This is a genomic window from Aquabacter albus, from assembly GCF_040049275.1.
GTDB lineage: Bacteria > Pseudomonadota > Alphaproteobacteria > Rhizobiales > Xanthobacteraceae > Aquabacter.
This window is the reverse complement of the sequence record NZ_JBDZDT010000003.1, coordinates 642,724-666,753: the sequence shown is the minus strand read 5'-3', so window position 1 is coordinate 666,753 and position 24,030 is coordinate 642,724. Positions and strand designations below refer to the sequence as shown.

Annotated in this window: 21 protein-coding genes; 14 read left to right on the top strand and 7 right to left on the bottom strand. The window is 66.7% G+C overall.

What is annotated here, in order from left to right; translation table 11 throughout:
- Positions 1 to 139 precede the first annotated feature (139 nt).
- Positions 140 to 1,765, bottom strand: coding sequence for a PAS domain-containing hybrid sensor histidine kinase/response regulator family protein (locus ABLE91_RS09520; RefSeq protein ID WP_348930559.1), 1,626 nt, complete (start codon positions 1,763 to 1,765; stop codon positions 140 to 142).
- Positions 1,766 to 1,978: 213 nt separating this feature from the next.
- Positions 1,979 to 3,493, bottom strand: coding sequence for an IMP dehydrogenase (gene guaB, locus ABLE91_RS09515; protein WP_348930558.1), 1,515 nt, complete (start codon positions 3,491 to 3,493; stop codon positions 1,979 to 1,981).
- A gap of 324 nt (positions 3,494 to 3,817) precedes the next feature.
- Between guaB and ABLE91_RS09510 the strand changes: the two genes are divergently transcribed.
- The 14 genes from ABLE91_RS09510 to rsmA all read left to right on the top strand — a co-directional run bounded on the left by ABLE91_RS09510 (position 3,818) and on the right by rsmA (position 18,552).
- Complete coding sequence (locus ABLE91_RS09510) at positions 3,818 to 4,384, top strand: NnrU family protein (protein WP_348930557.1); 567 nt, start codon at positions 3,818 to 3,820, stop codon at positions 4,382 to 4,384.
- A gap of 61 nt (positions 4,385 to 4,445) precedes the next feature.
- Positions 4,446 to 5,270 (top strand): 3-methyl-2-oxobutanoate hydroxymethyltransferase, encoded by an 825-nt coding sequence (gene panB / locus ABLE91_RS09505; protein WP_348930556.1) that lies wholly within the window; start codon positions 4,446 to 4,448, stop codon positions 5,268 to 5,270.
- Between the two features lie 185 nt (positions 5,271 to 5,455).
- The gene (locus ABLE91_RS09500; RefSeq protein WP_348930555.1) at positions 5,456 to 6,268 is read left to right on the top strand and encodes a penicillin-binding transpeptidase domain-containing protein; all 813 of its coding nucleotides are present in this window, start codon (positions 5,456 to 5,458) and stop codon (positions 6,266 to 6,268) included.
- Between the two features lie 27 nt (positions 6,269 to 6,295).
- On the top strand, positions 6,296 to 7,468 hold the full coding sequence (locus ABLE91_RS09495; protein ID WP_348930554.1) for a benzoate/H(+) symporter BenE family transporter: 1,173 nt from the start codon (positions 6,296 to 6,298) through the stop codon (positions 7,466 to 7,468).
- A 62-nt stretch (positions 7,469 to 7,530) separates the two neighbouring features.
- On the top strand, positions 7,531 to 8,211 hold the full coding sequence (locus ABLE91_RS09490) for a tetratricopeptide repeat protein (protein ID WP_348930553.1): 681 nt from the start codon (positions 7,531 to 7,533) through the stop codon (positions 8,209 to 8,211).
- A gap of 8 nt (positions 8,212 to 8,219) precedes the next feature.
- Positions 8,220 to 8,486 (top strand): hypothetical protein, encoded by a 267-nt coding sequence (locus ABLE91_RS09485; protein ID WP_348930552.1) that lies wholly within the window; start codon positions 8,220 to 8,222, stop codon positions 8,484 to 8,486.
- Positions 8,487 to 8,514: 28 nt separating this feature from the next.
- A complete protein-coding gene (gene der, locus ABLE91_RS09480; RefSeq protein WP_348930551.1) occupies positions 8,515 to 9,879 on the top strand; it encodes a ribosome biogenesis GTPase Der in 1,365 nt (454 codons plus the stop codon).
- 2 nt (positions 9,880 to 9,881) lie between these two features.
- Entirely contained in the window at positions 9,882 to 10,766 is an 885-nt protein-coding gene (mepA, locus tag ABLE91_RS09475; protein ID WP_348930550.1) for a penicillin-insensitive murein endopeptidase, read from the top strand.
- A gap of 96 nt (positions 10,767 to 10,862) precedes the next feature.
- On the top strand, positions 10,863 to 12,023 hold the full coding sequence (lptF, locus tag ABLE91_RS09470; RefSeq protein ID WP_348930549.1) for an LPS export ABC transporter permease LptF: 1,161 nt from the start codon (positions 10,863 to 10,865) through the stop codon (positions 12,021 to 12,023).
- 3 nt (positions 12,024 to 12,026) lie between these two features.
- Positions 12,027 to 13,124 (top strand): LPS export ABC transporter permease LptG, encoded by a 1,098-nt coding sequence (gene lptG / locus ABLE91_RS09465; RefSeq protein WP_348930548.1) that lies wholly within the window; start codon positions 12,027 to 12,029, stop codon positions 13,122 to 13,124.
- The gene (locus ABLE91_RS09460; RefSeq protein ID WP_348930547.1) at positions 13,121 to 15,613 is read left to right on the top strand and encodes an LPS-assembly protein LptD; all 2,493 of its coding nucleotides are present in this window, start codon (positions 13,121 to 13,123) and stop codon (positions 15,611 to 15,613) included. The genes lptG and ABLE91_RS09460 overlap by 4 nt, the downstream gene beginning before the upstream one ends.
- Before the next feature lie 145 nt (positions 15,614 to 15,758).
- Positions 15,759 to 16,667, top strand: a complete 909-nt coding sequence (locus ABLE91_RS09455) for a SurA N-terminal domain-containing protein (protein WP_348930546.1) — start codon at positions 15,759 to 15,761, stop codon at positions 16,665 to 16,667.
- Positions 16,667 to 17,698, top strand: coding sequence for a 4-hydroxythreonine-4-phosphate dehydrogenase PdxA (gene pdxA, locus ABLE91_RS09450; RefSeq protein ID WP_348930545.1), 1,032 nt, complete (start codon positions 16,667 to 16,669; stop codon positions 17,696 to 17,698). The genes ABLE91_RS09455 and pdxA overlap by 1 nt, the downstream gene beginning before the upstream one ends.
- Positions 17,695 to 18,552, top strand: a complete 858-nt coding sequence (gene rsmA / locus ABLE91_RS09445; RefSeq protein ID WP_348930544.1) for a 16S rRNA (adenine(1518)-N(6)/adenine(1519)-N(6))-dimethyltransferase RsmA — start codon at positions 17,695 to 17,697, stop codon at positions 18,550 to 18,552. The genes pdxA and rsmA overlap by 4 nt, the downstream gene beginning before the upstream one ends.
- A gap of 96 nt (positions 18,553 to 18,648) precedes the next feature.
- Here the strand turns inward: rsmA and ABLE91_RS09440 are convergent, their stop codons facing one another.
- The 5 genes from ABLE91_RS09440 to fabF form a co-directional block, all read right to left on the bottom strand.
- Positions 18,649 to 19,311: a hypothetical protein gene (locus ABLE91_RS09440; protein ID WP_348930543.1), complete on the bottom strand. Its 663-nt coding sequence runs from the start codon at positions 19,309 to 19,311 to the stop codon at positions 18,649 to 18,651.
- A gap of 440 nt (positions 19,312 to 19,751) precedes the next feature.
- On the bottom strand, positions 19,752 to 20,435 hold the full coding sequence (gene gmk / locus ABLE91_RS09435; RefSeq protein WP_348930542.1) for a guanylate kinase: 684 nt from the start codon (positions 20,433 to 20,435) through the stop codon (positions 19,752 to 19,754).
- 11 nt (positions 20,436 to 20,446) lie between these two features.
- The gene (locus tag ABLE91_RS09430; protein ID WP_348930541.1) at positions 20,447 to 21,334 is read right to left on the bottom strand and encodes a YicC/YloC family endoribonuclease; all 888 of its coding nucleotides are present in this window, start codon (positions 21,332 to 21,334) and stop codon (positions 20,447 to 20,449) included.
- A gap of 31 nt (positions 21,335 to 21,365) precedes the next feature.
- Complete coding sequence (gene mltG / locus ABLE91_RS09425) at positions 21,366 to 22,535, bottom strand: endolytic transglycosylase MltG (protein ID WP_348930540.1); 1,170 nt, start codon at positions 22,533 to 22,535, stop codon at positions 21,366 to 21,368.
- 221 nt (positions 22,536 to 22,756) lie between these two features.
- Entirely contained in the window at positions 22,757 to 24,019 is a 1,263-nt protein-coding gene (gene fabF, locus ABLE91_RS09420) for a beta-ketoacyl-ACP synthase II (RefSeq protein WP_348930539.1), read from the bottom strand.
- Positions 24,020 to 24,030: the final 11 nt, after the last annotated feature.

Below are 24,030 nucleotides of genomic sequence, written 5' to 3'. Positions count from 1 at the left end.
CGCGGGACTGATCCTAATCTATGATTCCGCCGAATAAATAGGCTTCAAAACATGACGTAGCGGAATGGATTGGCACGAAGCCTCTCCGGCATTCTCGATCATCGATGTCGTCAAGCTCGGGCCTGACGACGGTGCAGGATCACCTCGGCATCAAGGCGCGGATCTTGGCGCTCAATGCGTCCACGGTGAAGGGCTTCACCATCATGTCCATGCCGGGGCCGAGAAAGCCCTCGCGCGTGGCCGAAGCGGCATAGCCGGTGATGAACAGGATGGGCGTGTCCGGGCGAAGCACGCGGACCGATTCGGCGAGCTGCCGCCCGTTCAGGCCGCCCGGCAGGCCAATATCGCTCACCATGAGGTCGACGCGCGCGCCGCCTTGCAGCACCGCCATCGCGGCGATGCCGTCCTCGGCGGAGAGGGCGTGGTAGCCAAGCTCCCGTACCACGTCGAGCACCAGCATGCGCACAAGGGGGTCGTCCTCCACCACCAGCACGGTCTCCCCGTTGCGTCCCTGCGTCCTGGTGCGGGGCGGCGGCGAGGGGCTTGCCGCCTCCGCCGCGCCCGAGGAGGGGGGCAGGTGCAGCGACACCTTCGTTCCCTTGTCCACCTCGGAGGTCATGATCAGGTGGCCGCGGGTCTGCTTGGCGAAGCCGTAGATCATGGAGAGCCCGAGGCCGGTGCCCTGGCCGAGCGGCTTGGTGGTGAAGAAAGGATCGAACGCCTTGGAGAGGATTTCGGGAGGCATGCCGTGGCCGGTATCCTCCACGTCCAGCGTCACGAACGGGCCGTTGGCGGCGCCGGCCCAGGCGCCGGGCACGCGCTCGGTCATGTGGGTTGTGAGCGTCAGGGTGCCGCCCTCGGCCATGGCGTCGCGGGCGTTGATGGCGAGGTTTAGGATGGCATTCTCGAACTGGTGGGCGTCGGTTTCTGTGGGCGGCAGATCGGGATCGAGATTCAGGACGATGGCGATGCGCTCGCCCACGGTGCGGCCGAGCAGCTCCTGCATGGAGGTCACCACGCCGTTGACGTCCACCGTCTTCACGTCCAGGGGCTGCCGGCGGCCGAAGGCGAGGAGCCGGGCGGTCAGCGCGGCGGCGCGCTCGGCGGAGGCGACGGCGGTCTCCACATAACGGTCCGCCTCCTCGTAGCGCCCGGCCTTGATGCGGGTGCGGAGCAGATCGAGCGAGCCGATGACGCCCGCCAGCATATTGTTGAAATCATGGGCGATGCCGGCGGTGAGCTGGCCCACCGCCTCCATCTTCTGGGATTGGAACAGCGCCTCGCGGGCTTCCTGCAGGTCGATCTGGGCCTGCCGCCGCTCGGTGATGTCCCGCGTCACCTTGGCGTAGCCGGCGAGATCACCCTTCTCGTCATAGATCGCGTCGAGCACGATATGGGCCCAGAAGCGCTGCCCGTCCTTGCGGACGCGCCAGCCCTCCTTCTCATACTTTCCCTCGCGCGCGGCGGCCGCCAGCGCCCGCTGAGGCTCGCCGGCCGCCACGTCCTCGGGCGTGTAGAAGCGGGTATAGGGGGAGCCGATGATCTCGGCGGCGGTGTAGCCCTTGATGCGCTCGGCGCCCGGATTCCAGGTGGAAACCTGGCCGTCCTTGTCCAGCATGAAGATGGCGTAGTCGGTGACGCCCTGGATCAGCATGCGCAGGAGCTGGGCGTTCTCCCACCCGAGGGTTTCGGCGCGCTCCCGCCCCGCCGCCTCTTCCCGGATACGCACATGGGCGGCATCGAGCGCGTGCGTGCCCTCACGCACGCGCTGTTCCAGCGCGTTGCCTTCACCTTGAAGAGGTGGGTCCCGAGGGGGAGTGGCGCCCATGCTCATGACCGAACCGCGCCTCGCCCCTTCGGTTCGCCCGACCGCCCTTCAAGGGGCGGCCTTGGGCTTCAGCGTTGAACGCGGGGGTTTATGCCCGGTTCCCTTGAGGGATAGGATTTTCCAGCTTGGCCGTTGCGTCAAATCCTGGCGTCAGACGCTGGTGGGATAATTGGGGCTTTCCCGCGTGATTGTCACGTCATGGACGTGGCTTTCCCTGAGGCCCGCCGAGGAGATGCGCACGAAGCGGGCGCGTTCCCGGAACTCGGTGAGGTCGGCGCCGCCCACATAGCCCATGGCGGCGCGAAGCCCGCCGGCCAGCTGGTGCAGCACGGCGGAGACCGGCCCCTTATAGGCAACCTGCCCCTCGATGCCCTCCGGCACCAGCTTCAGCATGTCCCGCACTTCCGCCTGGAAGTAGCGGTCCGCCGAGCCGCGCGCCATGGCGCCCACCGAGCCCATGCCGCGATAGGCCTTGTAGGAGCGGCCCTGATAGAGGAACACCTCGCCCGGGCTCTCGTCCGTGCCGGCGAGCAGCGAGCCCACCATGGCGCAGGAGGCGCCGGCCGCCAGCGCCTTGGCGAGGTCGCCGGAATATTTGATGCCGCCGTCCGCGATCACGGGGGTGTTGGTGGCCTGGGCCGCCTCCACCGCGTCCATGACGGCGGTGAGCTGGGGCACGCCGACGCCCGCGACGATGCGGGTGGTGCAGATGGAGCCGGGGCCGATGCCCACCTTGATGGCATCCGCGCCGGCGTCGATCAGCGCCTTGGCGCCATCGCCGGTGGCGATGTTGCCGGCGAGGATCTGGGTCTTGTTGGAGAGCCGCTTGATGCGCTCCACCTGATCGAGAACCTTGCGGGAATGGCCGTGGGCGGTGTCCACCACCACGAGGTCGACGCCGGCATCGATGAGGCGCTCGGTGCGCTCGAAGCCGTCCTCGCCCACGGTGGTGGCGGCGGCGACGCGCAGGCGGCCCTGCTCGTCCTTGGCGGCCTCGGGGTTGGCGACCGCCTTCTCGATGTCCTTCACGGTGATGAGGCCGACGCAGCGATATTCATCGTCCACCACGAGGAGCTTCTCGATGCGGTGATGGTGGAGCAGGCGCTTTGCCTCGTCCTGCCGCACATTCTCCGTCACCGTGATGAGCCGTTCCTTGGTCATCAGCTCCTTCACCGGCGTCGTGGGGTCGGTGGCGAAGCGCACGTCGCGGTTGGTGAGGATGCCCACCAGCTTGCCGCCGCGCCCGTTCGGCCCGCGCTCCACCACCGGGATGCCGGAGATGCCGTGGCGCTTCATGAGCGCCAGCGCGTCGGCCAGGGTCTCGTCGGGATGGATGGTGACGGGGTTCACCACCATGCCCGATTCGAACTTCTTCACCTGCCGCACATGCTCGGCCTGCGCCTCGGGGGTGAGGTTGCGGTGGATGACGCCGATGCCGCCGGCCCGCGCCATGGCGATGGCGAGGCGCGATTCCGTCACCGTGTCCATGGCGGCGGAGAGGATGGGAAGGTTGAGGGTGATGGTGTTGGTGAGCCGGGTCACGAGGCTCACCCCGCCGGGCATCACCTCCGAAGCGCCGGGCAGTAGCAGCACGTCGTCGAAGGTCAAGGCTTCGCGGAACGGGGAGCCGGAGATGGGGTGGATGGTTCCGGGGCTCTGGGACATCGCCAACTCCTCCGCCGCGGCGGAAAATCCTGCCTGCGGCTCTTTCGAACCCGCGACGACGCCAGTCGCCGTCCGCGTTTCGAGTTGGCGGTGGCCCATACCATGGGCATACGACGAAGAGAAGACCCGGAGCGCCTTTCGGCCATGCGCCCAGTGCAGGGGGGCGATGCGCCGGCGCGCCTGAACTGGCGCATCTAAAATAATGATATGTATATCAATGGCTTATATCTTAGCCCCAGCGGCAGATGCCAGTCGACTTTTGCTGGACATGGTCTAAAGTCCCGCCGCTGCTGTGTTGCGCCGCAAAGGGGATGGGCAAGAATCATGGCCATGATGCTGCTGGGCCTGGTGGTGTTCCTCGGCATCCATGTGGTGACGAGCCTCAGGGATTTCCGTGCGACGCTCATCGGGAAGCTGGGGGAGGGAGCCTATAAGGGCTTCTATTCGCTGCTGGCCGTGAGTGGCCTTCTGCTCACTGCCTATGGCTACGCCCTGTGGCGCGCCGCCGGCCCCGCGGTGCTGTGGGACCCGCCCTTGGCGCTGCGCCACCTGACGCTCCTTCTGATGGTGTTCGCCTGCATCGCCATCGTGGCGACCTATGTGCCGAGCCATATCCGGAGCCGGCTGAAGCATCCCATGCTGGTGGCGATCAAGACCTGGGCGCTCGCCCATCTCCTCGCCAATGGCGATGTGGCCTCCATGACGCTGTTTATCGCCGTGCTGGCCTGGGCGGTCTATGACCGCATCTCCATGAAGCGCCGCAACCCGCCGCCGCCGGTGGCGCCCAAGGGCTATGGCGGGAATGTGCTGGCGGTGGTGGGCGGGCTCGTCCTCTACGGGGTCCTCGCCTTCCTGTTCCATCCTTATGTGGTCGGTGTCCCCGTGATGTGACGACCGGCCCTGGACGAAGCGGCCCTAAGAGCCGATCAAGACAACATCTGAGGAAAGCGTCATGTCGATCCAAGCCGAGGCCCGCCGCATCACGGCGCCTGAAATCCGCGCCCGCAAGGGCGGCGATCCCATTGTCAGCCTCACCTCCTACCATGCCCATACGGCCCAGCTCCTGGACCGCCATGTGGACGTGATCCTGGTGGGCGACAGCCTCGGCATGGTGATGCACGGCCTTGAGACCACCGTTCCGGTCACCGTGGAGATGATGATCGTGCACGGCCGCGCCGTGGTGCGCGGCACCAAGCGCGCGCTCATCACCGTGGACCTGCCCTTCGGCAGCTACGAGGCGAGCCCGGTGGAGGCGTTCCACACCGCCACCCGCGTTCTGAAGGAGACCGGCGCCGGCGCGGTGAAGCTGGAAGGCGGCGTGCGCATGGCCGAGACCGTGCGCTTCCTGGTGGATCGCGGCATCCCGGTCATGGGCCATGTGGGCCTGACCCCTCAGGCCATCAACACGCTCGGCTCCTTCAAGGCCCGCGGGCGCGACGATGCGGAAGCGGCGGAGATCCTGAAGGACGCCCAGGCCATCGCCGATGCCGGCGCCTTTTCCATCGTAGTGGAGGCGGTGGCCGAGCCTTTGGCCCGCCGCATCACGCAGGAAGTGGCGCCGCCCACCATCGGCATCGGTGGCAGCCCGGCCTGTGACGGCCAGGTGCTGGTGCTGGAGGACATGCTGGGCCTCGGCGCGCGCGTGCCGAAATTCGTGAAGAAGTACGCCAATCTCGGCCCCGCCATCGAGGATGCCGTGGCGCGCTATGCCGAGGAGGTGCGCGCCCGCACCTTCCCCGGCCCCGAGCACACCTATGCGCCGAAGGCGAAGGCGTGAGCGAGGTGACGGGGAGGCGCAAACCCTCGTCCCACGTGCCACTCCATTCCCTCCCCTCTTGCGGAGGAGGGCTAGGGAGGGGGGTGACCCCCTTTCCGCTCGCTGAAAGCAGGTTGCTCCGGGCGGCAGCCTTATCACCCCCCTCCCCAACCCTCCCCCGCAAGGGGGGAGGGAGTTCGCGGCGCTTGTCGGCGCTCGTTGCTCTTCTTCTACCACTCCTCCTCGCCCATCCCGCCAGCGCTGCCGAGGATTGCTTCCTTGTCACCGAGCTGAAAACCGCCCGCGTGGCGGCGAAGCAGGGGCTGTGCGCCTCGCGTCACTCGCCCGCCTCCACCTTCAAGATCGCCCTCGCCCTCATGGGCTATGACAGCGGCATCCTGAAAAGCGCGAGCGAGCCCGTCTTCACCACCGAACCCGGCCTCTCCGAAGGCGAGGGGCCTCAGAAGGATCTGTGGGCCGGCCCGCAGACGCCGCAGAGCTGGATGAAGAATTCCGTCCTCTGGTACTCCCAGGTGCTGACGCGGAAGCTCGGCATGGAGCGCTTCTCCGCCTATGTGAAGTCCTTCGCCTACGGCAATGAGAACCTCTCCGGCCTGCCGGGCAAGGATGACGGGCTGACCCGTTCCTGGCTGTCCTCATCCCTCGTCATCTCGCCGCGCGAGCAGGTGGACTTCCTGCGCAAGATGCTGAACGGCGAGTTGCGCGTGAGCCCGGAGGCGGTGGGCCGCACCATCACGCTGCTGCGCCAGCCGGAAGAGCCGGCCGGCTATGAGCTCTACGGCAAGACCGGCACGGGCTTCCTCAGGCTTGCCGACGGCACGCTGGACCGCGGCCGGCCCATCGGCTGGTTCGTGGGCTGGGCCGAAAAGGAGGGGAAGACCTTCGTCTTCGCCCGTTTCATTTCCCTTGATGTGGCCTCTGACGAGCCCCTCGGCCTGCGCGCGCGGCGCCAGACGGTGGCCTCGCTGGAGCCGGTGCTTCAGGCGCAAGCCAAATAATAATTAAATAACAAGAAGGTAAGCCCCATGCGCCTGTCCATCATCTCTTCGTCGTTTGTCGCGGCGGTGGTGGGCTTCGGCGGCACGGTCGCCTTGCCTCTGGCAGCGGCGGGCGCGGTGGGCGCTTCCCCCACCGAGACCTCCTCCTACATCGCCGCGCTGTGCATCGGCGTCGCCGTATCCAGCACGATACTTTCCGTGCGCTACAAGATGCCGCTCCTCACCGCCTGGTCCACGCCGGGCTCGGCGGTGATCGCGAGCTTCGGCGGCGGCATCGGCATGTCCTCGGCGGTGGGCGCCTTCATGACGTCCGCCATTCTGATCACCGCCTGCGCCGCCATCCGCCCCTTGGCCTCGCTGGTCTCGCGCATCCCCATGAGCGTGGCGGCGGCCATGCTGGCGGGCGTGCTGGTGCGCTTTCCCATTGCCCTTGTGACCAATGCGGGGGTGACACCGGCGCTGGTGCTGCCGCTTCTGGCGCTGTTCTTCCTCCTGCGCCTGTGGTCGCCCAGCGGCGCAGTGCTGGGCGTGCTGCTGGCAGGCGCGGCGGCCATCTTCGCCCTGGGGCTCACGGACGGGTCGGCGTTCCAGTTCGTCACGCCGCATCTCGTCTTCGTCCCGCCCACCTTCGATCTTCCCGTGGTTCTGGGGCTCGGCATCCCGCTTTTCATCGTCACCATGGCGGCACAGAACCTGCCGGGCTTTGCGGTGCTGCGGGCGGGCGGCTATTGGCCCCCGACGTCCCCGGCGCTGGCCGTTACGGGGCTGACGTCGCTGGTGATGGCGTTCTTCTGCGCCTCCGGCATCAACCTCGCCGCCATCACCGCTGCCATCTGCACCGGCCCGGACACCCATCCGGACCCCGCCAAGCGCTATCTGTGCGGGCCCTGGTATGGCCTTTGGTACGTCATCCTGACCGCGCTCGGCGCGACCCTGGTGGCTGTTTTCGCGGTGCTGCCGCCGTCCTTCATCGCCACGGTGGCGGGTCTTGCCCTCCTGTCGCCGCTCACCGGCGCCCTCGCCTCATCCCTGCAGGAGGAGAAGGACCGGCTGGCCGCCGTCGCCACCTTCATCACCACCGCGTCGGGCATCGCCTTTTTCGGGCTGGGCGCACCGTTCTGGGGCCTCGCCGCCGGATTGGGCGTGCTGGGGCTCGACCATCTGAAGGCGCGATTTGCCACGATGCAGCCGCATGGCTAGTTTACGCGCCCTCACCGGGAGCGCGGCCGCGCCGCCCGGCGGCCTGCTTTCTCGGACCTGGCATGACGGACATTTTTCACGAAATCGAAGAGGACCTGAGGCGCGACAGGTTTCGCCGCCTCTGGGACCGCTTCGGCATCTATATCATCCTCCTTTGCGTCGCCATCATCGCCGCCGCGGGGGCCTGGAGCGGCTACCGCTATTGGAGCCTGAAGCAGGCGCAGGCCTCCGGCGCGCGTTTCGAGACTGCGAACCAGCTGCTCGCTGATGGCAAGGCCAAGGAGGCGGAAGCCGCCTTCGACGAGCTGGCCAAGGACGGTACGGCGGGATACCGCGTGCTGGCGCGCTTCCGCGCCGCCGGCGCCCTCTCCACCACGGACAGGGCCGCCGGGGTCGCTGCCTATGATGCGCTCGCCGCCGATTCGTCCATCGGCGGGCTCAGCCGCGACGTGGCCCGCATTCGGGCGGCGCTGCTCCTGGTGGATACGGCTCCGCTCGCCGATATTGCCCAGAGGGTGCAGGCGATTGCGGAAGGAAATGGCGCCATGCGCCATTCGGCCCGCCAGATTCTCGCTCTGGCGCAGTTCAAGGCCGGCGATTTCGCCGCGGCCAACAAGACCGCGCAATGGATTCTGGACGATCCCGAGGTTCCCCCGAGCGTCCGCAACCAGGCGCAGCTCATCAAGACGCTGACCGCGTCCGCCGTCCCGCCGTCCGCCGCGCCCGCGGCTCCCACACAGTGAGGCCCGCCATGTTCCGGCCCGTGCGTCTCGCCCTCGCTCTGGTGCTCGCCTCCGGCCTTGCCGGCTGCGAGACGTTCGACAAGATCAACCCCTTCTCCGAGAAGGAGACGCCACTGTCCGGCGAGCGCCATCAGGTGTTCCCTGAAGGCGTGCCCGGCGTGAGCTATACCGCTCCGGTGGCCCAGCCCAGCAATTCCAACATTGCGGTGTCTGCACCGACAGCTACGAACGCCGGCACCCCGTCGCCCGGCGCTTCGACCAGACCCGGCAACTAAGGCCCGAAGCCCGTCGGGCGGAGCGAACATGTCCTTCACCCTCGCCATTGTCGGGCGCCCCAATGTGGGCAAGTCGACCCTTTTCAACCGCCTGGTGGGCAAGAAGCTCGCCTTGGTGGACGACCGGCCGGGCGTGACCCGCGACCGGCGCGAGGGGGATGCGCGGCTCGGCGATCTGTCCTTCCGCATCGTCGACACGGCGGGCCTGGAAGAAGCGGATGCCGCCTCCCTTGAAGGACGCATGCGCGGCCAGACCGAGGCGGCCATCGGCGATGCCGACGCCATCCTCTTCATGATCGACGCCCGCATCGGCCTCACCCCCACCGACCGCGCCTTCGCCGGCCTGGTGCGGCGGTCCGGCAAGCCCGTCATCCTCGTTGCCAACAAAAGCGAGGGCCGGGGCGGCGAAGCGGGGACCATGGAGGCCTATGCGCTGGGCCTCGGCACGCCGCTCCCCATTTCGTCAGAGCACGGCGAAGGGCTCTCCGAGCTTTACGACGCCTTGCGGGAGGCGCTGCCGGAGCAGACCAGGCAGCGTCCGGATGAGGATGAAGACGAAGACGAGGACGACAAGGAAGACCGCCCCATTAAGGTGGCGGTCCTCGGCCGGCCAAACGCCGGAAAGTCCACGCTCATCAACCGGCTGCTCGGCGAGGACCGGCTTCTGACCGGCCCCGAGGCCGGTATCACCCGCGATTCCATCTCGGTGGAGCTGGAATGGCGGGATAAGCGCTTCGAATTCTACGACACCGCCGGCCTGCGCCGGCGTGCGCGCATCGAGGACAAGCTGGAGAAGCTGTCTGCGGCCGACGGCCTGCGCGCCATGAAGTTCGCCGAAGTGGTGATCGTGCTCATGGATGCGGAGCGCCCCTTCGAGGAGCAGGACCTGCGCATCGCCGACCTCGTGGTGCGCGAGGGCCGCGCGCTGGTGCTCGGCTACAACAAGTCGGACCTCATCACCGACCCGCACGTGCTGGGCAAGCTGCGCGAGGAGGCGGACCATTGGCTGCCGCAGGTGAGGGGCGTGCCCATCGTCCATCTCTCCGGCCTCACAGGGCGCGGCCTCGGCAAGCTTCTGGAAGCGGTGGTGGAGACGCACCGGGTGTGGAACACCCGCATCCCCACCAACCCGCTCAACCGCTTCCTCGAGGAGGCGACCGATTCCCATCCCCCGCCGGCGGTGTCGGGCCGGCGGGTGAAGATCCGCTACATGACGCAGCACAAGGCGCGCCCGCCCACCTTCGTCATCTTCTGCTCCCGCCCCGAAGCCATTCCCGAAAGCTATCTGCGCTATCTCGCCAATGGCCTGCGCGACACGTTCGGGCTGATCGGCGTGCCCATCCGCTTCACCTTGCGGGAAAAGGACAATCCCTACGACAAGAAGCGGGATTGAGCATGCGCGCGCTGCTTCTTGCCGCCGCCGCTTTGCTTGCTTGTGCCGGCGCCGCCCGGGCGCAGACGCCGGCTGCGCCCGCCAAGGAGCTGTTCGGCGCCGTGGAAAGCCCGGCGGCCCTCGCCACACGCTCCATCGGCTTCTATTCCAAGGGCTGCATTGCGGGCGCCACCGCGCTGCCGGTGGACGGGCCGGGCGACGTGGGGCCACTCTGGCAGGCCATGCGCCTGTCGCGCAACCGCAATTGGGGCCATCCCGCGCTCGTCGCCTTCATCGAGCGGTTCGCCGCCGAGGTGCCGAAGGTCTCCTCCTGGCCCGGTATCCTGGTGGGCGACATGTCGCAGCCGCGCGGTGGTCCCATGCGCACCGGCCATGCTTCCCATCAGGTTGGCCTCGACGCCGACATCTGGCTGACCCCGAGCCCTGGGAAAGAGCTGAGCCGGGCAGATCGCGAGAGCAAGTCCGCCGTCATGATGGTGCGCCCCGACCGGCTGGACGTGAACCCCGCCGTCTTCACCAAGGACCAGGTGGCGGTGATCCGCGCTGCGGCTTCGGATAGCCAGGTGGAGCGGGTCTTCGTCAACGCCGCCATCAAGAAGGCGCTCTGCCGCGCTGCCGGGGACGACAAGGGTTGGCTTGCCAAGGTGCGTCCCTATTGGGGGCACGACACTCACATGCATGTGCGCTTGTTCTGCCAGAAGGACAGCCCGGACTGCCGCCCCCAGGAGCCCCCGCCCGCCGGCGACGGCTGCGGCGCGGAACTCGCCTGGTGGTTCACCGACGAGGTGCTCCACCCTAAGCCGCCGAAGGAGCCGCCGAAGCCCAAGCCGCCCATGACCCTGGCCGACCTGCCGGCCGCCTGCACGGCGGTACTGGACGCCCGCTAAACCCGCCCCGGTTTGCGCTGCAGGCTGGGAGCGGCTATCCAAGACCAATTCCAGAAAGAGGCGCGCCGGGGCGGCGAGCGCATCGGAAACGCATGCATGTCCCGTCTCGACCGGTATATCTTTGTCACCGCTGCGACGGCCTTTCTCGGGGTGACGGTGGTCCTCTCCGCCATGATCTGGTCGACCCAGGCGTTGCGGCAGCTTGATCTCGTGACGAGCCAGGGCCAGACCATCCTCGCCTTCCTCGCCATCACCAGCCTGACCATGCCGACCCTGGTGCTGGTGATCGCGCCGGCCGCGCTGTTCATCGCCACCGCCTATACGCTCCTGAAGCTGAACGGCGATTCCGAGATCGTGGTGATGTCCGCCGCCGGCATGAGCCATTGGCGCATGCTGCGCCCCATGATCGTGCTCGCCATCCTGGTGTCGATCTTTGTCGCGGCGCTTTCCATCGACCTCGTTCCGGCGAGCCTTCGCACCTTCCGCGACCAGGTCTCGCGGGTGCGGGCGGACGTGGTGTCATTCGTGGCGCAGCCCGGGCGGTTCGTGACCCTCTCGCCGGGCCTCGTCTTTCACATGCGGGAGCGTGCGAGTAACGGCGTCATGCGCGGCATTTTCATCGACGATGCGCGCGAAAAGGAAATATCCACCTATATCGCCGACCGTGGCCAGATCGTCGAAACCCCCAATGGTATCTTCCTCGTGCTGGAGGACGGCTCCATCCACCGCCGCACACCGGGCGCCGCGAGCAATGGCTCGGTGGTGGCGTTCCAGCGCTACGCCTTCGGCCTCGACGGCCTCGCCCCGGGGGGCCAAGGCTCGGACATCCGCCCGAGCGAGCGGCAGTTTGAATATGTGCTCAACCCTCCTGCGAGCGACCTCTACATGAAGATCGGGCAGTCGGGCCGTTTCCGCGAGGAGGTGCACAAGCGGCTCTCCGCCGGCCTCTATCCCCTGGCCTTCTTCGCCGTGGCGGCCGCCGCGCTAGCCCGTCCGCGCACCACGCGCCAGAGCCGTGGCCTCGCGCTCGCGGCCATCATCCCCATCATGGTGGGCCTGCAGATCGCCTCCTTCGTGGTGGGCGGGCAGCTGCGCACCTCGGAGGCGGCGGTGCCCGTCGCCTACCTCCTGCCGATCTCCTGCATCATCTTGTGCGCGTTCGCCCTCCAGGGGTGGATCCGGTTCGCCCCGCCCCAGGCGATGGTGCGGTTCGCCGACAAGATCTCGCAGAGCGTGACGCGGCTGACGGCATCCTGATCCATGATCGGACGGCTCCTCGGCTTCTATTTCGCCCGCCGCTTCTTCTCGGCCGTGGTGATGATCTTTTTCTCCTGCGTGGCGCTGATCATGCTCGTGGATTTCCTCGAGATGAGCCGGCGCACGGCGGACCGGGATGCCGTCACCACCAGCATGGTGGCGCTTCTCACCCTCTATCGCGCGCCCGCCTTCACCGAGCAGCTTCTGCCGTTCGCCGTGCTGTTCGGCGGCATCGCCTCTTTCGTGATGCTGTCCCGGCGGCTTGAGCTGGTGGTGGCGCGGGCCGTGGGGCTCTCGGCCTGGCAGTTCACCTTTCCGGCCATCTTCGTGGCATTCCTGATCGGCGTGTTCGCCACCTGCGTCTTCAACCCCGTCTCGGCGGAGTTCAAGGAACGCGCGAATCGCATGGAGAGCGACATTTTCAACTCCTCCCCTTCCGGCGGGCTTCTTACCCAGGGGAAGGGAACGTTCTGGATTCGCCAGCAGAGCGTCGACGGCCAAGCCGTCATCCAGGCGGCCGCCACCCAGCAGGGCGGGCGGGAGCTCCTGAACGTGACCGTCTTCGAGTTCGACAAGCACGACCGGGTCATCGAGCGGGTGGAGGCGAAGTCGGCGACTCTCGATTATGGTTACTGGGTTCTGAAGGACGTCCGAGTGCTGATTCCGGGCTTCGAGCAGCAGAAATTCGACAGCTACCTGATCGCCACCAATCTCAATCCGGCGCAGATCCAGGACAGCCTCCTGTCCGCGGAAACCGTGTCCTTTTGGCAACTTCCGGAGGCGATCGAGAGCGCCGAGCAGGCAGGTTTTGGTGCGGCGCGGTACAGGCTCCAGCTCCAGAGTCTTTTGGCGCGCCCGTTCCTGCTGGTGGCGATGGTGTTCATCGCCGCCGTGGTGGGGCTGCGCATCTTCCGGTTCGGAGGGGTGGGGCAGACGATTCTCGGTGGCGTCGTTGCCGGCTTTCTGCTTTATCTGGGGACCAAGCTTGCGGAAGATCTAGGAGAAGCTGGAGTGGTCCATCCCATTGCTGCTGCGTGGTTTCCTGCAGTGGCGGGGATTTTCCTGGGGGTTTTGGTTCTGTTGCACCGGGAGGACGGATGACCGTCGGGTTCACTCCCGCGGAAGGGTGGGTGGCTATTGCCTGGCGGCGCATTGTGCGCCGCACCGGGAACGGCTGTGCTTTGGCCTGTGCTCTGATGGTCCTGATGCTGCTCGGCGCCGCCCCTGCGGCTGCGCAAAGCCCCATCAACAGCATGACAAACACCTTCTCCGCGCCGAAAGAAGATCCCAACAAGAAGATGCTCGTGACCGCCGATGAGCTGGTCTACGACTATGAGAAGAACACCGTCGGCGCGGTGGGCAACGTCCAGCTCTATTATGACGGCGCCAGCCTCGAGGCGCAGAAGGTCACGTTCGACCGCAACCGGAACCTGGTGATCGCCGAAGGCAACGTCCGGCTGAAGCAGAAGGACGGCAATATCATCAATGCCGAAAGCCTTCAGCTCACCGAGGACTTCAAGGAAGGCTTCATTCATTCCCTGCGGGTGGACACGGTCGACCGCACCCATTTTGCCGCCTCCCGGGCCGACCGGCAGGAAGGCAACATCACGGTTCTCCAGAACGGCGTCTACACCGCCTGCGAGCCCTGCAAGGACCATCCCGAGCGGCCGCCGCTCTGGCAGGTGAAGGCTGCGCGCATCATCCACAACCAGAACGAGCAGATGATCTACTACAAGGACGCCACCTTGGAGTTTTTCGGTCTGCCCATCGCGTACTTCCCGTATTTCTCCAGTCCCGATCCGACGGTGAAACGCAAGACCGGCTTCCTGACGCCGATCTTCGCGAATTCCAGCAATCTCGGCTTCGGCTTTGGCATTCCCTATTTCTGGAATATCGCGCCTGACCGCGACATCACGGTCACGCCGGTCTACTACACCGAGCAGGGCCTCCTCATGCAGGGGGAGTGGCGCCAGCGCCTGATGAACGGCTCCTATGACATCCGGGCCGCCGGCATCATGCAGCAGGACAAGCAGGCGTTTGCGGGCCTGCCGGGCTACCGCGACAATCGCGGCATCGTGCAGAGCAAGGGCGAGTTCACGCTCAGCGACCAGTGGAAATGGGGCTGGGACGGCACGCTCGCTTCCGACCGCACCTTCATCAATGACTACCATCTCAGCGACTATAGGGACGCGCTCGGCCTCTTGAGCGCCGTGCCCACCGAGGTGACCTCCCAGCTCTATCTGACCGGGCAGGGCGACCGCAGCTTCTTCGATGTGCGCGGCCTCTATTTCCTCGGCCTGTCAGTGACCGACAACCAGGACATGATCCCGGTGGTCGGCACCTTCAATTACGACTACGTGTTCGGAAATCCGATCTTCGGCGGCGAAGCGGGCGTGAAGGTGAACTTCAACTCCGTATCGCGCAACGAGGCCGATTTCGTCGGCATGTCCTCCACCACGTCCTTCCCATTGGGCGGCGTGGGCATCCCGGCGGGCGCGTGCGCCCTCACCAATCCGAATCCCACGCAGTGCCTGCTGCGCGGCGCGCCCGGCGAATACCAGCGCCTCAGCGCAGAGCTCTACTGGAAACGGTCGATCACCGACCAGGCTGGCCAGATCTGGACGCCGTTCGCCAGCGCCCGGGTGGATCTGGCCCATGCCGACATCGGCTCGATGCCGGCGAGCTATACCGGAGGTCCGGTCCTTCCCGGCCAGAACCCGCTTCAGTCCGGCGAGGAGGACCTGATCCGCGGCATGCCGGCGATCGGCCTCGATTATCGTTATCCATTCATCTCGGTGGAGAGCTGGGGCACGCAGACCATCGAGCCGCGCGCCCAGCTGGTCATCCGCCCGAACGAGACCGGGATCGGCAAGCTGCCGAACGAGGACGCCCAGAGCCTCGTCTTCGACGACAACAACCTGTTCGAGGTGAACAAATATTCCGGCTATGACCGGGTGGAGGGCGGCGGGCGCCTGAACGTGGGCATCACCTATACCGCCGCGCTTAACAATGCGGGCCTCATCACTGCCCTTGTCGGTCAGTCCTATCACCTTTTCGGCATCAATTCGTTCGCCCAGGGCGACATGGCCAATACCGGCCTGGAATCCGGGCTAGAGACGAATGTCTCCGACTATGTGGCACGCTTCAGCTATTCGCCCACCAGCAATCTTGAATTCGTCTCCCGCTTCCGCTTCGACGAAGACAATCTCTCCCTGCAACGCCTGGAGCTGGAAGGGCGCTTCGCCTGGGACCGCGTTGGCGTCTCGGCGGTCTACGGGCTGTATGCGCCACAGCCGCTACTCGGTTACTACGAGGAGCGCGAAGGCATCTATACCAGCGCCTCCTATCGCCTGACCAACGAATGGTCGGTAGCCGGCGGCGTGCGCTACAACATCGCCCAATCCGGCGTCGACATGACCACATTCGGTGTGACCTATGCCGATGACTGCTTCACCCTGGCGCTCAGCTATATCTCCAACTACTCGCTGAATGGTCCCTACGAGACGGAGCCGAGCAATATGGTGATGCTGACTATCGGTCTGCGGACCTTGGGGCAGAGCCGTATCTCCACCTCCACGGGCTCGAACTGAATTGGCCTCCGGGATTGCGCTGACGCAAGGTTGGCCGTATTGCCGCCACAGGAGCCCGCAAGATACGTTTTGCGTATCGGCGGGTGGTCTGCCTGAGCCCGTATCGGGCGGACCATCGCCAGAAGAGCCATTCCCGGATGACATCATGCTGACCCGTGCCCGCTTCCTGCCGATCCTCGGGCTCCTGATCGCCCTTGTTGGCGCATGGGGGAGCTCGGCGGAGGCCCAGCAGATCCTTGTGATGGTCAATGGCCGGCCCATCACCTCCTATGACGTGGCTCAGCGCCAGAAGCTCCACGTGCTCATCGGCGACAAGCAGCCCGGTGCGAAGGAGACTTTGGAAGAGCTGATCGACGAGCGCATCAAGGTGCAGACGGCGTCCAGGCTTGGCATCGAGGTGGACGACGAAGAGCTCGACAAGCTCTTTGCGAACGTGGCCTCGCGCAGCGGCCGCACCGCCGAGCAGCTCACCGCCGGCTTCGCCCAGCAGGGCCTCGACGCGCGCACCTTCAAGAGCAAGCTGCGCGCAGACAATGTCTGGCAGCAATATGTGCGGGCGAAGGCGCCCACCATCAATGTGCGCGACACCGACGTGATCGCCGCCCTGAACACCAAGGGCAATGCGGATCTCGTCTCCACCGAATACAAGCTCTATCCCATCATCTTCGTGGTGCCGCGCGGCTCCTCCAATTATGGAGGGCGGCTCGCCGAGGCGAACGCCTTCAAGGCGAAGTTCACGGACTGCGATGCGGGCCTGGAATCCGCCAAAGGCCTGAAGGAGGTGGTGGTGCGCTCGCCAGTCCTGCGCCTGTCCTCCGACATGCCGGCGGCATTGCAGGCAGTGCTCAACAAGACCGATGTGGGGCGGCTGACCCCGCCGGAGGTGACCCAGTCGGGGGTCGAGATCTTCGCGGTGTGCGGGAAGACACCGGTGAAGGGCGAAAGCTCCCAGAAGCGCGACATCAAGGAGCAGCTCGCCTCCACCCAATTCGTCGCGGAATCCAAGAAGCTGCTGGCGGACCTGCGCAAATCCGCGCTGATCGTCTACCGTTGATGGATGCGCCGCTGGCGCTGACCCTCGGCGAGCCGGCGGGGATCGGCCCCGAGATCGCCCTCATGGCATGGCGCGACCGCGCCGCGCGCCATATTCCCGCCTTCTGCGCCGTGGGCGATCCGGAGCTTCTGGAGCGCCGCGCCCGCCTCCTCGGCCTCGACATTCCCATCACGGCCTGCGCGGCCCATGAGGCGGCCGGCATTTTCGCCCATGCCCTGCCGGTTCATCCCGTGGGCCCGCGCGCCACCGCCGCGCCCGGCGCGCCGGACGAGACCAGCGCGCCTGCCGTTATCGAAAGCCTCGATCGCGCGGTGGATCTGGTGCAGGCCGGCGCCGCGCGGGCGCTGGTGACGGCGCCGCTCGCAAAATCCGTGGTCTATGCGGCGGGCTTCCCGTTCCCCGGCCACACAGAATATCTCGCCGCCCGCTGCACGCCGCCGGGCGGGACGGCGCCGCGCCCGGTCATGATGATCTGGTCGCCGGAACTGGCGGTGGTGCCGGCCACCATCCATGTGCCGCTCGCCGCCGTTCCAGCGTTGCTGACCGTCGATCTCCTCATGGAGACCGCCCGCATCGTCGACCGCGACATGCGCGCCCGCTTCGGCCTTGAGCGGCCGCGCCTCGCCTTTGCCGGGCTCAACCCCCATGCGGGAGAGGACGGCACTTTGGGCCGCGAGGACGAGGAGGTAGTGCGTCCCGCCGTCGAGGCGCTGCGTCGCGAAGGCATCGATGCGCGCGGGCCGCTGCCCGCTGACACCATGTTCCACGCCGAGGCGCGCGCCGGCTATGACGTGGCCATCGGCATGTATCACGATCAGGTCCTGATCCCCGCCAAGGCGCTGGCCTTCCATGAGGGCGTCAACACGACCCTCGGTCTGCCCTTCGTGCGCACCTCGCCCGATCACGGCACCGCCTTCGGCATCGCCGGGACGGGGCGCGCGGACCCCTCCAGCCTCATGGCGGCCCTGCGGCTCGCGGCGCGGCTGGCGGCGGGGGATCATGGCCGTGCAAGGATCCAGGCCGCCGGATGAGCGCCATCGACGAATTGCCGCCGCTCCGGGATGTGATCCGCCGGCATGAGCTGTCCGCCCAGAAATCCCTGGGCCAGAACTTTCTTCTCGACCTCAACCTGACCGCCCGCATTGCGCGCGGCTCCGGGGAGCTGGAAGGCGCAACGGTGGTCGAGGTCGGCCCCGGTCCCGGCGGCCTCACCCGCGCTTTGCTGGCACTTGGTGCGGCAAAGGTGGTGGCGGTGGAGCGTGACCGGCGCTGCATCGCCGCGCTAGTCGAGGTGGCGGACGCCTATCCCGGCCGGCTTGAGGTGATCGAGGGCGATGCGCTGAAGGTGGATGTGCGTCCCCATACGGGGGACGGCCCGGCGCGGGTGGTGGCGAACCTTCCCTATAATGTGGCGACGCTGCTTCTCGTGGGCTGGCTCTCGTCCGATCCCTGGCCGCCCTGGTTCACTTCGCTCACCTTGATGTTCCAGCGCGAAGTGGCGGAACGCATCGTCGCCGCGCCCGGCAGCAAGGCCTATGGCCGCCTCGCCGTGCTCGCGGGCTGGCGCACCAGCGCAAAAATCCTGTTCGATGTTGCCCCCTCCGCCTTCGTGCCGCCGCCGAAGGTGACGTCGTCCGTGGTGCATCTCGTGCCCCGCGCGGACCCTTTGCCATGTGCGCTTTCGGATCTCGAACGGGTGACGGAGGCCGCCTTCGGCCAGCGCCGCAAGATGCTGCGCCAGAGCTTGAAGTCGCTCGGTGTCGATACCTTCGCGCTGCTGGAGCGCGCCGGCGTGCCCGAGACCGAGCGAGCGGAGGAGATCGACGTAGCGGGGTTCGTCGGTTTGGCGAATGCCTATGCGGATCTGCGGGTGCGCCGGGACTGAGCGATCCGCGGTGCTTGCAGAGCTCGGCGGCATCGTGACCGGACTGGGCCCTGCCTTCGCGACCTTGTGTACGACCGGAAGCAAGCGGTGTCGGCCTCAGCCGACCGTTTGCCCAAGCTCCATGACCACGTCTGGGGCCGGATCCTGCTGCGGCGGGTGGCGATGCGGGGCGGTGGCGAGATGGGCGATGCCCTGCGCCAGCACGATGCCGCCCATGAGGAATGCAGCATAGGCGGAGAGGATCATCCACGCCGGCACGACGAAATTCAGCTGCGGGATGCACCCGAGCAATAAGGGAACATACCAGGAGGTGCCGGAGACCACACCCGATGCGAGGGCCACCCTCGCCTGGGCGCGGCTCATCCCCGCAAACAGGCTTTTGCCTATGTTCTGCCGGATCAGCGGCAGCACGAAATGGTGGAGGAACAGGCCGTTCAGCGTCAGCACGCCGACGATCGCGATCTTGGCCCAGACCTTCTCATTTCCAAGTTTTGCGGGTTCAAGAAGCCCGTAGAATAAAAGAAATCCGATGCCGGATATCCAGAGAAATACGAGGCCCGCCGACACGATCTTCGATGAAAAGTCGATGATGTCGCAATAATCGCCCGATATGCGGCGCCTGACGATGAATCGAATGATGATGATATCCAGCAAGGTTGCGGCGCCAAGGCCCAGGACAAGCCCGATAAAATGCACCACCCTCAAAGCAGTTTTGATCGCGAGCGCGCCGTCCGGGGTAATGGAAACAGAAAGGTCCATGGACTAACTTCCTCTCGGAGAGACCATCCCACAACGACCTTATCGACGCGCCACAAACTGAGCGCGCAACACATGAAGACGCGCAAACCAAGGACCACTTATTATTGACAGCCTATTAGCATTTCAGGCGTGGTTAATAGGAGATGTTTTTGACAACCTGAAGAATATGTGCCGGGACATAATTCAGGATTGCATGAAACGCGCCGAAATCGTCATGCCGACTACATGACGTTGTAGCGAGCGGGACCGGAAAGTTCGGGCTGTTCTCCAGCGCTCGCGTCGGCGAGACCGAGCGGGAAGGGGCCGCAGCCTGATCCCGTCGCAGCCGGGCGCCTTCCACCGATTTCCGCACCGCTGCAAAGACCAAGGCGCAAAGAGGGATGCCGGCACCGCAAGCAGACACGTGGGGGCGTACGCCCCTCCCCGGCTGAGAGGTCGTCCTAAAGCGCGTCCCGCAGGCCCTGCACGAAGCTCGCGAGGCCTGTCAGCCGCCGCCGCTTCAGGCGCTCCGCGTTCAGGATGGCGGTGAGCTTGGCGAGGCTGTCGTCGATGTCCTGGTTGATCAGGATGTAGTCGTACTCGGTGAAATGGCTGATCTCGTCCGACGCCTTGGACATGCGCTGGCGCACCACGTCGTCGGAATCCTGGGCGCGGGTGCGCAGGCGCTTCTCGAGGTCGGCCGCGGAGGGCGGCAGCAGGAACACCTTCACCAGGTCCTGCTCGGCGCTCTGGTCAAGCTGCTGGGTGCCCTGCCAATCAATGTCGAACAGCACGTCCCGGCCCGCCGAAAGCGCCTCTTCCACCGCGCGGCGCGGCGTGCCGTAGAGATTGCCGAAGACGGTGGCGTGCTCCAGCAGCTCGCCATTGTCCCTAAGCTGCGCGAACTCGTCCTCGCCCACGAAGAAATAATCCTTCCCGGGCACTTCGCCCGGCCGCGGCGGGCGGGTGGTCACCGAGACCGACATGGTGATGCGGTCGTCCAGCTCCAGCAATTTGCGGGACAGGGTGGTCTTGCCGGCCCCGGACGGGGAGGAGAGCACCAGCATCAGCCCCCGGCGGGCGAGGCCGGACTTGGAGCCGGGCTTCCAGCCCGGCAGCGCGAAGTGGGAGGGGGCGGAGGCCATGGGGCGCGGGCTCACTCGATGTTCTGGACCTGCTCGCGGAACTGATCCACCAGAAGCTTCAGGTCAAGCCCGATCTGGGTCAACGCCACGGCATTGGACTTGGAACAGAGCGTATTGGCCTCCCGGTTGAACTCCTGGGAGAGGAAATCCAGCTTGCGCCCCACTGGGCCGCCCGTGTCCAGAAGGTCGTAGGCGGCGGCGATATGGGTGGTGAAGCGGTCCAGCTCCTCGCGCACGTCGGCCTTGGCGGCGAGAAGCGCCGCTTCCTGGTGCAGCCGGTCCGGGTCGAGGGGCGCTGCGGCGTCGAGGAGCGCGCGGACCTGCTCGGTGAGCCGCGCCTTGATGGCCTCCGGCTGGCGCTCGGGCAGGGCCTCGGCTGCGGCGATGAGGGCGGACATGGCGGCGAGGCGCTCGGCAAGCACGGCCCGCAGCGCGGCGCCTTCCTTCAGGCGCATCTGGGAGAGGGAGCGCAGCGCCTCCTCGAAGCCGGCGGCGGCGTCCTTCGTGATGCGTTCCGCATCCTCCGGCGTCTGCTCGGCCTCCACCACCTCCACCACGCCCTTGACCGCGAGGAGCGCATCCAAGCTGGGCGCTGCAAGGCCGAAACGCGCGCCAGCCTCGCGGGAGGCGCCGATCAAAGCTTCCAGGGCCGGCTGGTTGATGGTGACGGAGACCGTCTCACCCTCGCGGGCGATGGTGAAGGTGCCGGAGACCGAGCCGCGCGAGAGCAGCTTGCCGGCGGCAGACCTTGCGGCGGCGTCCAGTGCGTCGAAGCCGCCGGGCAGACGCAGGCGCAGGTCCAGCCCCTTGGCGTTGACGGAGCGCAGCTCCCAGCTCCAACGCCAGGGTCCGGTTGTGCCCTGGGCGCGGGCGAACCCGGTCATGCTTGCAATGGACATCAGGCGGTCTCGGGCGGGGGGCCGCCGGCTCTCAGTTGGAGGTGGAGGGAGCGGCGGGATTGGTGCCTGTTCCCGTCCCGGCGCCGGGCGCGGAGACGGGAGGGGCCGCCGGAGCCGGGACAGGAGCGGCCGCAGGGGCTGCGCCCTGATTCGCCTTCTGGCTGGCCTCGATCTCGCGCCATTTGGCGACGTTCCGGTTGTGCTGGTCCAGCGTCTCCGCGAAGGCGTGGCCGCCGGTGCCGTCCGCCACGAAATAGAGGTCCCGGGTCTTGGCCGGGTTCGCCACGGCAGCGAGGGCGTCCTTGCCGGGATTGCCGATGGGGCCGGGGGGCAGGCCGTCAATGGTGTAGGTGTTGTAGGGGGTCGCGGTGGCGATGTCGGTGCGGGTGATGGAGCGGCCGAGCGAGCCCTTTCCGCCGACGATGCCGTAAATGATGGTGGGATCGGACTGGAGCTTCATCTTCCGGTTCAGGCGGTTGATGAACACGGCCGCCACCTTCGGGCGCTCGTCACCCTTGCCGGTCTCCTCCTCGACGATGGAGGCGAGCACCACCATTTCCTGCGGCGACTTCAAAGGCAGGCTGGGGTCGCGCTTGGCCCAGAGGTCGCGCACCAGCTTCTGCTGGTCGGCGCTCATGCGGGCGAGGAGGTCATCGCGCTTCATGCCGCGGGTCACCCGATAGGTCTCCGGCAGCAGGGTGCCCTCCTGCGGCATGCGCGGCGTGCCGGTGAGAAGATCATTGGTGTTCAGGCGGTCGACGATCTGCTGGGTGGTCAGGCCCTCGGGAATGGTGATCTGGTGATTGACCACGTGGCCTTCGATGAGGGTGTTCAACACCTTCGCGATGGAGATCCCGGCCGGAAATTCATATTCGCCCGCCTGGAGCTGCTCGCCGCGCCGGGCGATCTGCTGGCTCGCCACGAACAGCATCCAGTTCTTGACGATGCCCTCGCGCTCCAGGAGCTCGGCGATGTCGCGGGTGCCCGAGCCGCGCGGGATGACCACGGTCTTCTCTTGGGCCAGCGGCCCGGGCGCGGCGTATTGCTGCTGCCCGTACCAGGCGGCGATGCCGCCGCCCACGGCGAGGAACAGGAGGATGGTGAAGATGGCATTGCCGATCACCACCGCCGGATGGCTGGCTCCGCGGGAGGGGCGGCGCTTCTTCGCCTGCTCGGCCGCCTTCTGTTCGGGTGTCGCCATCGAAGTCTCCATCGCTCCGGGTCGGGTGAACCGTCCGGAAAAGGGGATACCACTCTTCTGGACGGAAATAGGACCACCGCGCCGCAGGGGCGATCATCACCCCGGGAGTTGATCCAGGGATCTCTCCGGAAGAATGCGGCACGAAATGGCCGGGTCAAGCCCGGCCATGACGACGGAAGGAAGAGCGCCAGCGCTCAGGCCGGACGCGCCGGCCCCTCAATTCACGCCTGGTGGCGGCTGAACACCAGCGAGGCGTTGGTGCCGCCGAAGCCGAAGGAGTTCGACAGTGCGATGTCGATCTTCCGCTCCCGCGCCTTCAGGGGCACGAGGTCGATGGGGGTCTCCACCGACGGATTGTCGAGGTTCAGGGTCGCCGGGGCGATCTGGTCGCGGATGGCCAGCACCGAGAAGATCGCCTCCACCGCCCCGGCGGCGCCGAGGAGGTGGCCGATGGACGATTTGGTGGAGGACATGGAGACGGTGCCGGCATTGTTGCCCAGCAGGCGCTCTACCGCCTTCAACTCGATCTCGTCCGCCATGGTGGAGGTGCCATGGGCGTTGATGTAGTCCACGTCGCCGGCCGTGATGCCCGCCCGCTTCAGCGCCGCGCTCATGCAGCGGAAGGCGCCGTCGCCGTCGGGGGAGGGAGCGGTGATGTGGAAGGCGTCGCCCGAGAGGCCATAGCCGGTCAGTTCGGCATAGATCTTCGCGCCGCGCGCCTTGGCGTGCTCGTATTCCTCCAGCACCACGATGCCGGCGCCTTCGCCCATGACGAAGCCGTCGCGGTCGCGGTCATAGGGGCGCGAGCCCTTTTCCGGCGCGTCGTTGAAGCTGGTGCAGAGCGCCTTGCAGGCGGCAAAGCCCGCGAGCGCAAGCCGGTTCACGGTCGATTCGGTGCCGCCGGCCAGCATCACGTCGGCATCGCCGAGCGCGATGAGGCGGCCGGCATCGCCGATGGCGTGCGCGCCGGTGGAGCAGGCCGTGACCACCGCATGGTTCGGCCCCTTCAGGCCGTGGGCGATGGAGACGTAGCCGCCGGCGAGATTGATCAGCCGGCCGGGAATGAAGAAGGGCGAGATGCGGCGCGGGCCGCGATCTTTCAGGATATGCGCCGCTTCGGCGATACCCTCGATGCCGCCGATGCCGGAGCCGATGAGCACGCCCGTGGCGATCTGGTCCTCATAGGCGGTGGGGTGCCAGTCGGCATCGTCCAGCGCCTGCTGGGCGGCAGCCATGGCGAAGACGATGAAATCGTCGACCTTGCGCTGCTCCTTCGGCTCCATCCAATCGTCCGGATTGAAGGTGCCGTCGCTGCCATCGCCGCGCGGGATGATGCTGGCGATCTTGCAGGGGAGGTCTGATACATCGAAGCTTTCGACGAACCTGGCACCGCTCTGACCGGCCAGCAGTCGCCGCCAGCTCGGCTCGACACCGCAGGCGAGCGGCGTCACCATGCCGAGGCCAGTGACGACAACACGTCTCATGAGGGGAACTC

Bases quoted from the DNA above. Each gene is read 5' to 3' on its own strand.
- ABLE91_RS09510 (WP_348930557.1), top strand. From the start codon at position 3,818: ATGGCCATGATGCTGCTGGGCCTGGTGGTGTTCCTCGGCATCCATGTG.
- lptG (WP_348930548.1), top strand. From the start codon at position 12,027: ATGATCGGACGGCTCCTCGGCTTCTATTTCGCCCGCCGCTTCTTCTCG.
- lptF (WP_348930549.1), top strand. From the start codon at position 10,863: ATGTCCCGTCTCGACCGGTATATCTTTGTCACCGCTGCGACGGCCTTT.
- gmk (WP_348930542.1), bottom strand. From the start codon at position 20,435: ATGGCCTCCGCCCCCTCCCACTTCGCGCTGCCGGGCTGGAAGCCCGGC.
- ABLE91_RS09485 (WP_348930552.1), top strand. From the start codon at position 8,220: ATGTTCCGGCCCGTGCGTCTCGCCCTCGCTCTGGTGCTCGCCTCCGGC.
- ABLE91_RS09495 (WP_348930554.1), top strand. From the start codon at position 6,296: ATGCGCCTGTCCATCATCTCTTCGTCGTTTGTCGCGGCGGTGGTGGGC.
- ABLE91_RS09455 (WP_348930546.1), top strand. From the start codon at position 15,759: ATGCTGACCCGTGCCCGCTTCCTGCCGATCCTCGGGCTCCTGATCGCC.
- guaB (WP_348930558.1), bottom strand. From the start codon at position 3,493: ATGTCCCAGAGCCCCGGAACCATCCACCCCATCTCCGGCTCCCCGTTC.
- mepA (WP_348930550.1), top strand. From the start codon at position 9,882: ATGCGCGCGCTGCTTCTTGCCGCCGCCGCTTTGCTTGCTTGTGCCGGC.
- pdxA (WP_348930545.1), top strand. From the start codon at position 16,667: ATGGATGCGCCGCTGGCGCTGACCCTCGGCGAGCCGGCGGGGATCGGC.
- mltG (WP_348930540.1), bottom strand. From the start codon at position 22,535: ATGGCGACACCCGAACAGAAGGCGGCCGAGCAGGCGAAGAAGCGCCGC.
- fabF (WP_348930539.1), bottom strand. From the start codon at position 24,019: ATGAGACGTGTTGTCGTCACTGGCCTCGGCATGGTGACGCCGCTCGCC.
- ABLE91_RS09490 (WP_348930553.1), top strand. From the start codon at position 7,531: ATGACGGACATTTTTCACGAAATCGAAGAGGACCTGAGGCGCGACAGG.
- rsmA (WP_348930544.1), top strand. From the start codon at position 17,695: ATGAGCGCCATCGACGAATTGCCGCCGCTCCGGGATGTGATCCGCCGG.
- ABLE91_RS09430 (WP_348930541.1), bottom strand. From the start codon at position 21,334: ATGTCCATTGCAAGCATGACCGGGTTCGCCCGCGCCCAGGGCACAACC.
- panB (WP_348930556.1), top strand. From the start codon at position 4,446: ATGTCGATCCAAGCCGAGGCCCGCCGCATCACGGCGCCTGAAATCCGC.
- ABLE91_RS09460 (WP_348930547.1), top strand. From the start codon at position 13,121: ATGACCGTCGGGTTCACTCCCGCGGAAGGGTGGGTGGCTATTGCCTGG.
- ABLE91_RS09440 (WP_348930543.1), bottom strand. From the start codon at position 19,311: ATGGACCTTTCTGTTTCCATTACCCCGGACGGCGCGCTCGCGATCAAA.
- der (WP_348930551.1), top strand. From the start codon at position 8,515: ATGTCCTTCACCCTCGCCATTGTCGGGCGCCCCAATGTGGGCAAGTCG.